This window comes from Aureibaculum marinum (genome assembly GCF_003813905.1).
In the GTDB taxonomy this organism is placed as follows: Bacteria; Bacteroidota; Bacteroidia; order Flavobacteriales; family Flavobacteriaceae; genus Aureibaculum; species Aureibaculum marinum.
This window is the reverse complement of the sequence record NZ_RPFJ01000007.1, coordinates 83,770-97,486: the sequence shown is the minus strand read 5'-3', so window position 1 is coordinate 97,486 and position 13,717 is coordinate 83,770. Positions and strand designations below refer to the sequence as shown.

13 protein-coding genes are annotated in these 13,717 nt (G+C 29.6%); 5 read left to right on the top strand and 8 right to left on the bottom strand.

Annotation, left to right across the window (positions count from 1 at the left end; genetic code table 11):
- Nucleotides 1–379 precede the first annotated feature (379 nt).
- Together EGM88_RS16140 and EGM88_RS07040 are read right to left on the bottom strand one after the other, a co-directional pair.
- Complete coding sequence (locus EGM88_RS16140) at nt 380–568, bottom strand: PLD nuclease N-terminal domain-containing protein (protein ID WP_123897277.1); 189 nt, start codon at nt 566–568, stop codon at nt 380–382.
- 89 nt (nt 569–657) lie between these two features.
- Nucleotides 658–1,500, bottom strand: coding sequence for a tyrosine-type recombinase/integrase (locus tag EGM88_RS07040; RefSeq protein WP_123897276.1), 843 nt, complete (start codon nt 1,498–1,500; stop codon nt 658–660).
- A gap of 132 nt (nt 1,501–1,632) precedes the next feature.
- On the opposite strand from EGM88_RS07040, the gene EGM88_RS07035 reads away from it, so the two are divergent.
- Complete coding sequence (locus tag EGM88_RS07035; RefSeq protein ID WP_123897275.1) at nt 1,633–1,980, top strand: hypothetical protein; 348 nt, start codon at nt 1,633–1,635, stop codon at nt 1,978–1,980.
- On the opposite strand, the gene murB is transcribed toward EGM88_RS07035, so the two are convergent.
- Nucleotides 1,977–2,984: a UDP-N-acetylmuramate dehydrogenase gene (gene murB, locus EGM88_RS07030; protein ID WP_123897274.1), complete on the bottom strand. Its 1,008-nt coding sequence runs from the start codon at nt 2,982–2,984 to the stop codon at nt 1,977–1,979. The two genes, EGM88_RS07035 and murB, sit on opposite strands and share 4 nt — an antisense overlap.
- Nucleotides 2,984–4,174, bottom strand: a complete 1,191-nt coding sequence (locus EGM88_RS07025) for a pyridoxal phosphate-dependent aminotransferase (RefSeq protein WP_123897273.1) — start codon at nt 4,172–4,174, stop codon at nt 2,984–2,986. The genes murB and EGM88_RS07025 overlap by 1 nt, the downstream gene beginning before the upstream one ends.
- A 235-nt stretch (nt 4,175–4,409) precedes the next feature.
- On the opposite strand from EGM88_RS07025, the gene EGM88_RS07020 reads away from it, so the two are divergent.
- Nucleotides 4,410–5,651, top strand: coding sequence for an aspartyl protease family protein (locus EGM88_RS07020; protein WP_162497552.1), 1,242 nt, complete (start codon nt 4,410–4,412; stop codon nt 5,649–5,651).
- Between the two features lie 87 nt (nt 5,652–5,738).
- On the opposite strand, the gene EGM88_RS07015 is transcribed toward EGM88_RS07020, so the two are convergent.
- Nucleotides 5,739–6,194, bottom strand: a complete 456-nt coding sequence (locus tag EGM88_RS07015; protein WP_123897271.1) for a DUF1573 domain-containing protein — start codon at nt 6,192–6,194, stop codon at nt 5,739–5,741.
- Between the two features lie 112 nt (nt 6,195–6,306).
- Here EGM88_RS07015 and EGM88_RS07010 point away from each other — a divergent pair, with 112 nt between their 5' ends.
- The 3 genes from EGM88_RS07010 to EGM88_RS07000 all read left to right on the top strand — a co-directional run bounded on the left by EGM88_RS07010 (nt 6,307) and on the right by EGM88_RS07000 (nt 10,853).
- Entirely contained in the window at nt 6,307–8,967 is a 2,661-nt protein-coding gene (locus tag EGM88_RS07010) for a valine--tRNA ligase (protein ID WP_123897270.1), read from the top strand.
- 52 nt (nt 8,968–9,019) lie between these two features.
- Nucleotides 9,020–9,853, top strand: a complete 834-nt coding sequence (locus tag EGM88_RS07005) for a PIG-L deacetylase family protein (protein ID WP_123897269.1) — start codon at nt 9,020–9,022, stop codon at nt 9,851–9,853.
- Nucleotides 9,854–10,124: 271 nt separating this feature from the next.
- Nucleotides 10,125–10,853, top strand: a complete 729-nt coding sequence (locus EGM88_RS07000; RefSeq protein ID WP_317126538.1) for an RluA family pseudouridine synthase — start codon at nt 10,125–10,127, stop codon at nt 10,851–10,853.
- A gap of 75 nt (nt 10,854–10,928) precedes the next feature.
- Here EGM88_RS07000 and rluF read toward each other — a convergent pair whose 3' ends face one another.
- From rluF to EGM88_RS06985, 3 genes are all read right to left on the bottom strand, one after another.
- Nucleotides 10,929–11,657, bottom strand: coding sequence for a 23S rRNA pseudouridine(2604) synthase RluF (rluF, locus tag EGM88_RS06995; protein WP_123897267.1), 729 nt, complete (start codon nt 11,655–11,657; stop codon nt 10,929–10,931).
- A 132-nt stretch (nt 11,658–11,789) separates the two neighbouring features.
- Entirely contained in the window at nt 11,790–12,560 is a 771-nt protein-coding gene (locus EGM88_RS06990; RefSeq protein ID WP_123897266.1) for a zinc ribbon domain-containing protein, read from the bottom strand.
- A 3-nt stretch (nt 12,561–12,563) separates the two neighbouring features.
- Entirely contained in the window at nt 12,564–13,658 is a 1,095-nt protein-coding gene (locus EGM88_RS06985; protein ID WP_123897265.1) for a Nif3-like dinuclear metal center hexameric protein, read from the bottom strand.
- Nucleotides 13,659–13,717 lie beyond the last annotated feature (59 nt).

Below are 13,717 nucleotides of genomic sequence, written 5' to 3'. Positions count from 1 at the left end.
ATTAAAACAAGCCTTTGCCATTGCTAAATCAGGATTAATATATGATGATTCTTATAAAAGTACTTTAGTGAAAAATTAATGAGTTTTTACTTGTTTTTTACCACAGTACTTTGTTGGCTTTTAGTGCTTTTTGTCCGCTTGATAATTCGTTAAACTATTCTTTTGTCGGTTTAATTATTTTTACGCAAACTTGCTCAATTCCGTTTTGTTTTTCAATTCCGAAAACTTGCTCAAATTCCGATTATTAATTGCCCGGTAGAGTGAAATTCAGACGTTTTTTTACGTTCTGTTCTGTTTTTATTCTCCCCGTTTTTGTCAAATTCCGCACAGTAATTCAGTCAGCGTTTGAGTAGGAATTCAGCGTGATTTTTCATTTATTTCATTTTTTTCTACCGATTATAAAATAGGTAATTGTTCCAAATACGTTGAACAATAAAACCATAATAATCCAGAAAATTTTGTTGCTTCGATTTAATTTACTTTTTCTGATATCAATTATCGATATTGTTAGCGTTATTAAAACTAAAATTGATGTTGTTAATAAGACTTTTGTTATAAATGGATTCATATTTTTTTGTTTTCAATTTTGTTTTAGGCATTAAAGCCAACAATTGTATAAACGTATTGCGTTTATATCCGTTATGGCCTTAAAGATAATTATTTTTTTAAAAAATCTAATGGGCTAGGGGTATTATTTAAATGTATATTGCTAACATGTGTATATAATTCAGTAGTTTTTGTACTTTCATGGCCCAATAATACTTGAATACTCCTTAAATTTATTCCGTTTTCATATAAATGTGTTGCATAACTATGCCTTAAGGTGTGTAAAGTAGCTCTCTTTTTTATATGAGCTTTAAATAATGAGTTTTTGTAAAAAGATCTGATACTACTCGCTGAATATTTAACAGGTAAAGTGCTGTATTTCTTAGGTCTGCCTTCAAAAAGATATAGCTCAGGGGTGTATATTTTAATATAAACCCTTAGTTTAATTAGTAAGCTTTCGGGTACAGGTATCATTCGGTCTTTTTTTCCTTTTCCTCGCTTAATATGCATTGTCCTTCTATTTCCATCTATATCTTCAATCTTTAAATTTATTAAATCGCCTACTCTTAGTCCACAGGCATAAATGGTTGTCAAAATCATTTTGTGTTTGTAGTTTTCTGTACAATCTAAAATTTTAGCTATTTCTTCTAAACTAAAAATAGTTGGTAACCGCCGCTCTTTCATCGGTCTATCAATAATTATATATTTAGGTTCTAACTCTAAAATATGCTCCCAATAAAATTTAATTGCATTTATGGCTTGGTTTTGTGAGCTTATAGCATATCCTAAATCAATTAAATGTAAAATAAATGGAGAAGCATCCTTTTTTGCATCTAAACAATGTTTGTGACAGTATTTGGCATACATTTTTAAAAAACTTAAGTATACTTTTTGTGTGTTTTTTGAGTAGTTACGCTGTATTAATTTATGCTCTATTTTATCTAGTGTTTTCATATATTATAGTAAAACTAATCATATTGTTTTTTATAAAGTTATAATAGTCGTTTGTAAACGGTTGTAAACGTTTCTTAACCGTTAAGTAACGGATAATTAGTATATCAAGAAAAAACATTACTTTTAAACAGTATGAAATGTATAATATGTAAAAAGGAAATTAAAGGGAGAATTGATAAAAAATTTTGTTCTATTAAATGTAAAAACCGATATCATACTAATTTAAGAAGTTATACTAAAACTACTACAGTAGAAATAGATAAAATATTACATAGAAATAGAGCCATACTTTTAGAGTTGGTAGGTAAATCAATAAATCAGAAAAAAATAAAGCGATTATCTTTGGCTCAAAAGAATTTTAATTTTAAATACATTACGCACTACAATTTTAATAAACAAGGCAAAATTTATAATTACATATATGATGTTGCTTGGATGGAATTTTCTAATGATGAAGTATTAATTATTCGTACAAACTAAATAATATTTACTTCAGCCTCAATACGAATACCAAATTTATCAAATACTGTTTTTTGAATTAATTTTGATAGCTCTAAAATTTCTTTTCCCGTAGCATTACCATAATTTACCAATACTAAGGCCTGATTTTTATGACTTCCTGTATTACCAATTCGTTTGCCTTTAAACCCACATTGTTCTACTAACCAACCAGCAGGCACTTTTATTTCAGTATCAGAAACCTTGTAATGCGGCACTTCAGAATGCTCTTTTTGTAATTTTGTAAAAGCCTTATTGGAAATAACAGGATTTTTAAAAAAACTACCACTGTTTCCTAAAACATTTGGGTCAGGTAGCTTGCGTTGCCGAATAGAAATTACTGCATCAGAAATATTTTTAATAGTAGGTTTTTTAATACCAAGTTTATCCAATTCTGATTTTATAGCACCGTATGAGCTATTTAGTTTATGATTGTTTTTAGTAAGTTTAAATAATACATTAATTATAATATATTTTCCTTTCAATTGGTTTTTAAAAATGGAATTTCTATACCCAAAATTACAAGCTGCATTAATAAAAGTTTTAGTTTTTCCAGTTGCTCTTTCTATAGCTTCAACAGCAAAACAAGTATCTTTTAACTCTACACCATAGGCTCCAATGTTTTGTATTGGAGCTGTGCCTACATTGCCCGGAATTAAAGACATGTTTTCAACTCCACCAAAATCATTTGCTATACACCACAATACAAACTGATGCCAATTTTCACCTGCGGCTACTTTTACAATAACGTTATTTTCGTTATTTTCAATAATTTCAATTCCTTTAATATTGATATGTGCAACTAATTGGTCAATGTTTTGTGTGAGTAATAAATTACTGCCTCCACCTAATACAAAAATATCGTTTTGTTGTTGCAATAAACGCTTTAATGCTTCTATTGAATTAATTGAGACATACTCTTTGGCTTTAACATCTATACCAAAAGTATTATAGGGTTTTAAAGAAATATTTTTTTGAATTTGCATTAGTCGTTGTAAACTTTTAAGGCTTCTTTTAAAATTGCAACTGATTTTATTAAACTTTGTTTGTTTAATACATAAGCTATTCTTACTTGGTTTAAACCAACACCAGAAGTAGAGTAGAAGCCAGCTGCAGGTGCAACCATAACCGTTTCTCCATTTACATCAAAATCTTCTAATAGCCATTGAGCAAAAGCGTCTGTGTTTTTTACAGGTAATTCTGCAATACAGTAAAATGCACCTTTTGGTGTACCTACTTTAACACCTTCAATTTTTTGTAACTCTGTAATTAATGTATTACGCCTATCAACATATTCAGTTATAACATCGTCAAAGTAACTTTGTGGAGTTTCTAAAGCTGCCTCACTAGCAATTTGTGCTAATGTAGGCGGACTCAATCTGGCTTGTGCAAATTTTAAAGCAGTTTCAATAACTAATTTATTCTTTGTTACTAAACACCCAATTCTAGCACCACACATGCTATATCGTTTAGAGACTGAGTCAATTACAATAGCGTGTTCTTCAAGCCCTTCTTCTTGTAATATTGAATAATGCTCTAAACCATCATAAGTAAATTCTCTATATACCTCATCTGCAATTAAAAATAAGTCATGCTTTTTAACTATATCAGCTAACTTTTTTATTTCTTCTTTTGAATATAAATATCCCGTAGGATTTCCAGGATTACATATTAAAATGGCTTTGGTTTTTGGTGTAATTAATTTTTCAAATTCTTCAATAGGAGGTAATGCAAAATTTGTCTCTATTTTAGAAACAACAGGTACAATAGTAACTCCTGAAGAAGTAGAAAATCCATTGTAGTTAGCATAAAAAGGCTCAGGTATAATTACTTCGTCGTCAACATCCATAATACTACCAAAAGTAAATAGAAGAGCTTCACTACCACCAGTGGTTACAATAATATTATCATGGGTAACAGTAATATCATTTTTAGCATAGTAATTCGCAATTTTTTTGCGGTATTGTTCAGAGCCTTCTGATCTTGAATATGCTAAAACATCTAAAGCGGTATTTTTTACCGCCGCTAAAGCTATTTCAGGTGTTTTTATGTCAGGTTGCCCTATATTTAAATGATAAATAGTCTTACCAGATTTTATCGCTTTTTCTGCAAAAGGCACCAATTTTCTAATTGGTGATTGTGGCATTAATTTTCCTTTTTTTGATACTGTTGGCATTTCTTGTTTTTAAAAATGTTATGAGTACAAAATTGCAAAATTATATCGAATTTTTTGGTTTTAAAATTAAAATAAAAAAAAGTTAAAGTTTTAAATAAGTTACAAATGTATTTCTTTTTTTATTAACTTTAAGAGATTGTAAATCAGTACGTAAGTTTTGAAGAGGAAAATTTTACATATAATTTTACTCCTGTTTTTTTATGCAAACAGTTATGCTCAAGATAAATTTTTTATTTTGGGAAATGACAATAGCTATACCGTTTCTTTTAAATTAATTAATAATTTGATAATAATTCCAATTGAGGTAAATGATGTTAAACTTAATTTTTTATTAGATACAGGAGTTGATAATACTCTACTTTTAAATTTAACATTAGAAGATTCTTTAAGGCTTAAAAATATTGAAGAGATTAGGTTAAGAGGTTTGGGAGAAGGAGAATATATTAATGCTATTAAATCTAAAAATAATGCCTTTAAATTGGGTAAAATTTTTAATAAAAATCATATGGTATATGCCATTCATAGTCAAGATTTTGATTTATCGTCAAGACTAGGAATAGATGTTAATGGTATTATTGGCGGAGATTTATTTAAAAACTTTATTGTTGAAATAAATTATACTACACGTAATATTAAATTTAACAATCCTTCAAAGTATACCTATAAAAACTGTAAACGCTGCGAAGATTTTGAACTTCATTTTTATCAAAATAAACCTTATATCTACGCTACTATTGATGTTGAAAAAGAAATACCAGTTAAATTATTAATTGATTCTGGTGGTAGTGATGCATTATGGCTTTTTGATCAATCTAGTGTAGATATTTCTATTCCTGAAAGACATTTTAATGATTACCTTGGAAGAGGCTTAAGTGGAAATGTATATGGAAAGCGTAGTAAAATAAAAAAAATAATGTTAGGTAGTTATATTTTAGAAAATGCTAATGTAGCTTATCCTGATTTTAATTCAATTGAAAATGCCTATAAACATGAAGGCCGTAATGGAACAATTGGCTCAGAAATTTTAAAACGATTTAGAATTATATACGATTATCCTAATAAAAGACTTACTATTAAAAAACCTTCAAAATATTTTAAAGATCCCTTTTTGTATAATATGAGTGGTATTGAAATGGCTCATAATGGAAATGTTGTTGTAGGGGAAAGAGAAGTAGAAATGGCTAAAGTTTACGGCAACCAAAATGAACAAGCTACAGTTCAATTAGTATATAATTACGTTTATGCATTAAAACCTTCTTATAGAATTGCTGAAATAAGAAAAAATTCACCTGCTCACATAGCCGGATTAAAACAAGGAGATGTAGTTTTAAAAATAAATGGAAAACCTGCTTATAATTATAAATTACAAGATATTACGTATCTATTTTCTAGTAAAAATGGTAAAAAAATAAAATTACTGATTGAACGTAATGAAATTGAAATGTTATATGAATTTAAATTAAAAATGCCGTTATAAAATTATTTTGTATTCCAAAAAAAAGCGACACATATTTATGTGTCGCTTTTATGGTAATAACTACTCTAAATTTAAATTGTATATAAACTACTGCTCTGTAGACAGCATACTTTTTTCGTGCTTTTCTAATTTTGTTAGGCTACTTTCTTTAGTAACTGTACCACGTACAGGGATAACAATTCTTGGTCTATCAGCATTTGAAGTAATGGTAATAGATTTTGTTATTTTTCCAATTCTATTCGTATCATACTTTACAGAAATTTCTGCACTATCACCTGGCATTATAGGTTCTTTTGGAAAAGAAGGTACTGTACAACCACAAGAACTTGATACAGATGATATAATTAAAGGAGACTTTCCTACATTGCTAAATTTTAATTTCCTTAGCCCATCAGCATGTTGTTCAATAGTACCATAATCAACATCTTTAGTTGCAAATTTGAATTTAGGAGCATTTGGATCTGCCTCTTTTACTGTTGTTTCTTGTGCATTTATAGAAAAACTAATGCATCCAATAAATAATAATATTGCTAATTTTTTCATTTTAATTAATAGATTTTAAAGTGTAAAAGTACAAAATAATAACGACTAATATATTTTTGTATTGTTTAGAAATTGTAACTTTGCTGACTGTTTTCAAAAACTATACCAAAATATGAGTATTCCATCTAAATATGATGCTAGTCAAGTAGAAAGTAAGTGGTACAATTACTGGATGAAAAATAATTATTTTCATTCTACACCTAATAAAAAAGAGCCCTACACCATTGTAATACCACCACCTAATGTTACTGGAATTTTACATATGGGGCACATGCTTAATAATACAATTCAGGATGTACTTATTAGACGTGCTAGATTGCAAGGTAAAAATGCTTGTTGGGTGCCCGGAACTGATCACGCCTCTATTGCTACCGAAGCTAAAGTTGTAGCAAAACTTCAAGAACAAGGAATCGATAAAAATGACCTTTCTCGTGAAGAGTTTTTAAAACATGCTTGGGATTGGACTCATGAATATGGTGGCGTAATCTTAGAACAATTAAAAAAATTAGGTTGTTCTTGCGATTGGGATAGAACCAAGTTTACTATGGATGATGATATGAGTGAGTCTGTAATTAAAGTTTTTGTTGATTTGTACAACAAAGGTCTTATTTACAGAGGATATAGAATGGTAAATTGGGATCCAGAAGCAAAAACTACACTATCAGACGAAGAAGTTAATTACGAAGAGCGTCAAGGAAACTTATATTATATCAATTATAAAGTTGTTAATGCAGATGGTTCAGTTTCTTCAGATGGAACAGATGAAGTCTTAACCATAGCTACTACACGTCCAGAAACCATTTTAGGAGATACTGCAATTTGTATCAATCCAAATGATGAACGTTTTACTCATTTAAAAGGAAAAAAAGCAATTGTTCCATTATGTAATCGAGTAATTCCTATAATTGAAGATGAATATGTTGATATTGAATTTGGTACAGGATGCTTAAAAGTAACTCCTGCACATGACGAAAATGATAAATATTTAGGAGATAAACACAATCTAGAAGTTATTGATATTTTTAATGAAGATGCTACTTTAAATAGCTTCGGTTTACATTATCAAGGTAAAGATAGATTTGTGGTTAGAAAAGAAATTTCTAAAGAATTAGAAGAAAAAGGATATTTGATAAAAACAGAAAGTCATATTCACAAAGTAGGTACTTCAGAACGTACCAAAGCAGTTATAGAACCACGATTGTCAGACCAATGGTTTTTAAAAATGGAAGATTTGGCAAAACCGGCCATAAAAGCTGTATTAGAAACTGAAGAGGTGAAATTTTTCCCTAAAAAGTTTGAAAATACGTACCGCCATTGGATGGAAAATATTCGAGATTGGAATATTTCACGTCAATTATGGTGGGGACAACGAATTCCTGCATATTATTTTGGTGATGGTAATGAAGATTTTGTAGTGGCCCAAAGTAAGGAAGAAGCCTTAGAAAAAGCAAAAGAGAAATCTAATAATCCACAACTTACTCCTGAAGATTTAAGGCAAGATAATGATGTGTTAGATACATGGTTTTCGTCATGGTTATGGCCTATTAGTGTTTTTGATGGAATCCGTAATCCAGAAAATAAAGACATTCAATATTATTATCCAACTAACGATTTGGTTACTGGGCCAGATATCTTATTCTTTTGGGTGGCCAGAATGATTGTTGCTGGTTACGAGTTTAAAGACGAAAAACCATTTGAAAATGTTTATCTAACTGGATTAGTTCGCGATAAACAACGTCGTAAAATGAGCAAGTCGCTTGGAAATTCTCCAGATGCTTTAAAATTGATTGAAGAATTTGGAGCAGATGGTGTACGTGTAGGGTTATTGTTAAGTTCTGCTGCTGGTAATGATTTGTTGTTTGACGAAGCCTTATGCCAACAAGGAAAACAATTTGCTAATAAAATTTGGAATGCGTTTAGGTTGGTAAAAGGTTGGGAAATAGATGAAGGTTTAAAACAGCCAAATTCTAGTAAAATTGCTATTGAATGGTTTGAAGCAAATTTCCAACAGACCTTGTTAGAAATTGAAGATCATTTTAGTAAATATAGATTGTCAGATGCATTAATGGCAACTTATAAACTAATTTGGGACGATTTCTGTTCATGGCTACTAGAAATGGTAAAACCTAATTTTGGTAAACCTATAGATTTCAAAACCTATAAAAGTATTATTACTATTTTTGAAAATAACTTAAAAATTCTACATCCTTTTATGCCATTTTTAACAGAAGAAATATGGCAATTTATAGAAAATAGAAGTCCTGAAGATGCTTTAATTATTGCAGAATGGCCAAATAGAAAACCTGTAAATAAAGAGCTAATTCAACAATTTGATTTTGCCAAAGAAGTAGTTTCAGGAATTAGAAATATTCGTAAAGAAAAAAATATTTCATTTAAAGAGAAAATTGGATTTTCTGTATTAAATAATGAAAAAACATCTACTATTTTTGATGATGTAATTCAAAAATTAGGAAATTTAGAAAGTATAGAAGTTGTTAGCCAAGCCGTACAAGGAGCTTTAACATTTAGAGTAAAATCTAATGAATATTTTATACCAATTGCAGGGTCTGTAAATGTTGAAGATGAAATCAAGAAACTAACGGACGAATTAAATTATACAGAAGGCTTTTTAAAATCTGTTCAGAAAAAACTATCTAATGAGCGTTTTGTTTCAAATGCACCAGAAAAAGTAGTGGCTAGTGAAAAGCAAAAAGAAGCAGATGCTATTGCTAAAATTGAAACCTTAAAAGCCAGTTTAGCTAGTTTAAAATAGGTACAAAATAGGCTGCTTTTTTGTATTGACATCAATTTTTAATAGTAAAAAAATGAAAAAATTAGTTCTAATAGTGGGCATTGGGTTACTACTATTTTCTTGTAATATAAAAAGCAAGTCAGTTAAAGAAGAGCCTAAACCAATAACCTATACAGACAAAACTATTATGGCTGTATTTGCTCATTCTGATGATGAAAGCCCTATTAGTCCAGTCTTATCAAAATATGCTAAATTAGGTGTAAATATCTATTTAGTTATTGTTACTGATGGCTCAAAAGGAGTAGCACCACATGCTAATATTCCTGAAGGAGATTCATTGGCAAATGTGCGGGCTCAAGAAGTTTTATGTACAACAAAAACGTTGGGTATAAATGCTCCAATTTTATTAAATTATCCAGATGGAGAATTGTCAAAAAAGGAAAATCTTTTTTCACTTGACGATAAAATAGATAGTTTATTTACAACATACAGACCTGATGTTGTTTTAACGTATGGTCCTGGTGGTTCTTATGGTCATCCAGATCATCGAGCGGTTAGTAATATAGTAACAGAAGTTTTTCAAAAAAATAGTAATCATACTTTAAAACAATTACTTTATGCTGGGGTGTTGCAAGAAGACCTAGATGCTGCTCCAAAATTAAAAACAAATATGGCAAGTTGGTTTAAAGACAATATGAAAACTACAGACCGTAAGTACTTAACATATCGTATTTCTTATGATGCTGATGATTTAATTGTGGGTAGGGCTGCTTTAGGCTGTTGTAAATCGCAATATACTTCTGAAGTTATGGATGAAATGTTTAATTTAATAGGTCAAAGAGAACATGTGCTTTATTTTCGTCCATGGAATGGTTCGGATGGAATTAAGACCGACATTTTTGAATAAGAAATGAGAAAAGTTAAGGTAACTTTTTTTCGTTAAAATATGACGATATGGTGTTTTTAGCTGATTGTGATATAATAAATTTGTTAATTATAATTGAAAATAAATCAATCTTACAGAAACACATAGTGTACCAAAATTTATTACGCCTATAAGACTTCAAGAATATGGTGTTGGAATTTTTAATAGTGCTTTTACAAAGTCTGCCTTAAAAAAAGCAATTAAAAAAAAATATATTACCGTTAATAATACAATTGCTACATCAGGCACTATATTGCGTGGAGGAGAGCAGATATGCTTATCTATTCCACAAAAAACACATCTTTATAAAAAATTAATTTTTCCGCTTCAAGTTATATTTGAAGATGAATATTTAGCGGTTGTATATAAACCAGCTGGTATTTTGGTTAGTGGCAATCGTTTTAAAACAGTTGCTAATGCGTTGTCGCAAAATATTGAGCAAAGTAATGTTATTGATGCTACCAAACCACATCCTGTACATCGTTTAGATTATGCTACTACTGGCGTTCTATTAATAGGAAAAACAAATACTAGTATTCGTTTGTTAAATAAAATGTTTGAAAATAAAGAAGTTAAAAAGGTATACTATGCCGTTACTATTGGAGAAATGAAAAGTAAGGGAGAAATTATTTTAGATATTGATGGAAAATTTTCAAAGTCTTACTATAATTTAGTTAAAACTGTTCCGTCAAAGAGATTTAATAAATTAAACTTAGTAAAATTAGAGCCTGTAACAGGTAGAAGACACCAATTACGTAAGCAATTGTCAGCTATTAATAATCCCATACTTGGCGATGCTATATATGGAATTGAAAATTTAATTTTACAAGGCAAAGGGTTGTATTTACATGCATATTCTTTAAGCTTTAAACATCCATTTACTGACGAGCAGGTTTGTTTTAAAGCTGAATTTCCGAAACGATTTAAAAAAATATTTCCTTCTAAAATTGCGGAATTAACTGCAATTACAAACTGCAATTAGGAAGTTCTAAAAATTTTTCTAGTGAAGAAACAGAACTGATATTGTGTATTAAAATTAATGATACTTCAAAAAAACTTAATCAATTGTTTTTGCTGAGTTACTAACCAAATGGGTTAACTCTTTTAGTTCTTTTTCTGTTAAATAACGCCATTGACCTACCGGAATGTCTAAATTTACATTCATAATTCTTATTCGCTTTAGTTTGGTTACTTTATAACCTAAGTATTCACACATTCTTCGAATTTGTCTGTTGAGGCCTTGAGTAAGAATTATTCTAAATTGAAATTTACTAAGTTGTTCTACTTCACATTTACGTGTAACAGTATCTAAAATAGGAACACCATTGCCCATTTTTTTTATAAAATCTTTGGTAATGGGTTTGTTTACATCTACAATGTATTCTTTTCCATGATTATTTCTTGAACGAAGAATTTTATTGACAATATCACCATCATTAGTTAAAAAAATTAGTCCTTCACTGGGTTTATCTAATCTTCCGATAGGAAAAATTCTGGTAGGGTAATTAATATAATCGATAATATTGTCTTTTTCTACTCGAGTATCTGTAGTACAAACAATGCCAACAGGCTTGTTAAACGCAATATAAACGGGTTTATCTTTAGGTTTAGAGATTAATTCTCCATTTACCTTAACTTCATCATTAGGCATAATTTTGGTTCCTAATTCGGGTACTTTTCCGTTTATAGTAACACGACCTTCGTTTATTAATTTGTCGGCTGCTCTTCTTGAGCAATAACCAACTTCGCTAAGGTATTTGTTTATGCGTTTTCCTGAGTTTTCCATAAATTAAAGATTAAAAAAGGCCTTAAATTTTGGTATTCTTATTTGCTAAAGATAATAAACTTAGTGGTGAGACTAAAAAAAACCCATTGAACAAAAGTCAATGGGCTTATAATAATTAGTAAGGATTTGTTATTATGAGAATAACTTTTCCATTTTTTCTTGTTCTTCGGCAGCCAATTGGGCATCCACTAAAATTCTTCCACTATGCTCATCAGTAGTAATTTTTTTACGTGTAGCAATTTCAACAATTTGTTGTGGAGGAATAGTAAAGAAAGAACCACCAGAAGCACCTCTTTCAACAGGTACAACAGCTAAACCGTTTTTAACGTTATTTCTAATTCTTTTATAGGCATTTAAAAGACGTTCGTCAATTAATTTACTAAACTCATTAAATTTTTCACCTAACGTTTTTTCTTCTTTTTCTGTTTCAGCTAAAATGTCGTTTAATTCGCCTTTTTTATGCTTTAAGTGTGTTTCTTTTTCTTTTAACTTTTCTTTAGCAGCTTCTATAATTTCATTTTTGTGAGCAATTTTAGCAGAAAATTCTTTGATGTGTTTTTCTGCTAACTCTATTTCTAGTTCTTGAAATTCAATTTCTTTACTTATAGAATCAAACTCTCTGTTATTTCTAACATTTTTTTGTTGCGTTGTATATTTTTTGATAAGGGTCTTAGCCTCTTCAATTGTGTTTTTTCTATTTTTAATGCTCGTCTCTAAATTTTCAATTTCATTATTGAAATTGTTGAGTCTTGTATTTAAACCTTCAATTTCATCTTCTAAATCTTCAACTTCTAATGGTAATTCACCACGCATATTCTTAATTTCATCAATTCTAGAATCAATCAATTGTAAATCGTATAAAGCTCTTAATTTATCTTCTACGGTTAATTCTTTTTTTGCCATTTTTTATATGTAATTGATAGGATTTGTATTTGTTTCTGATAAAACGATTGCAAAATTACGGAATTTTTTTGTAAGATAATCTACCAAAAGATTTTTTGTGAATTGTTCACTCTCATAATGACCAATATCAGCCAAAACAATCTGATTTTCAGCTTTGTAAAAATCGTGATATTTAAAATCTGCAGAAATGTAAATGTCTGCATTTGAGCGTTTTGCAGCATTTATAGCAAAACTACCTGAACCACCTAATAGAGCTACTTTCTTTATTGGCTTGTTTAATAATTTTGAATGTCTAATCGCTTTTAAATGAAAAGTTTCTTTTAATATACTTAAAAAAGTAGCTTCATTGATAGCTTCAGAAAGCTCACCAACCATGCCCATACCAATATTCTGATGCGAATTATCTGTGGTAATAATGTCGTAAGCTACTTCTTCATAAGGATGATTCTCTAAAAGAGCATTTAAAACTTTATTTTGTAAGTGCTTTTCAAAAATAACACTGATATAGGTTTCTTTTTCTTGCTGTAAAACCCCTTTTTTTCCTATGGTAGGATTTGAAGCTTCATTGCCTTTATAGGTTCCTAACCCTTTCATATTATAACTACAATTGTTGTAATTGCCAATTGCACCTGCTCCTGCATCAAATAGAGCTCGCCTCACGTTGTCGGCAGCATTATCTGGCACATAGGTAATTAATTTTTTGATAATGCCAGATTTTGGAAGTAAAATTTTAGTGTTTGTTAATTTTAACTTTTCAGCCATCATTGCTGAAACTCCTTTGATAGAATTATCTAAGGCTGTATGCATGCTGTAAATGGCAATATCATTTTTAATAGCTTTTAAAACTACTCGCTCAACATAAGTGTTACCATTTATTTTTTTTAATCCAGAAAATACAATAGGGTGGAAACTAACAATTAAGTTACAATTTTTAGCAATGGCCTCGTCAACTACGGTTTCTAATGTATCTAAAGTAACTAATACCCCAGTTACTTCAGTACTGTAATTGCCAATAAGAAGGCCAACATTATCAAAGTCTTCAACATATTGTAATGGAGCAATTTCTTCTAGATACGTTGTAATGTCTTTTATAGTCATTATAAATAGGTTTCAAGTAATGTGATTTAAGATTCAAATTTAATGAATTAAGGTGAAAA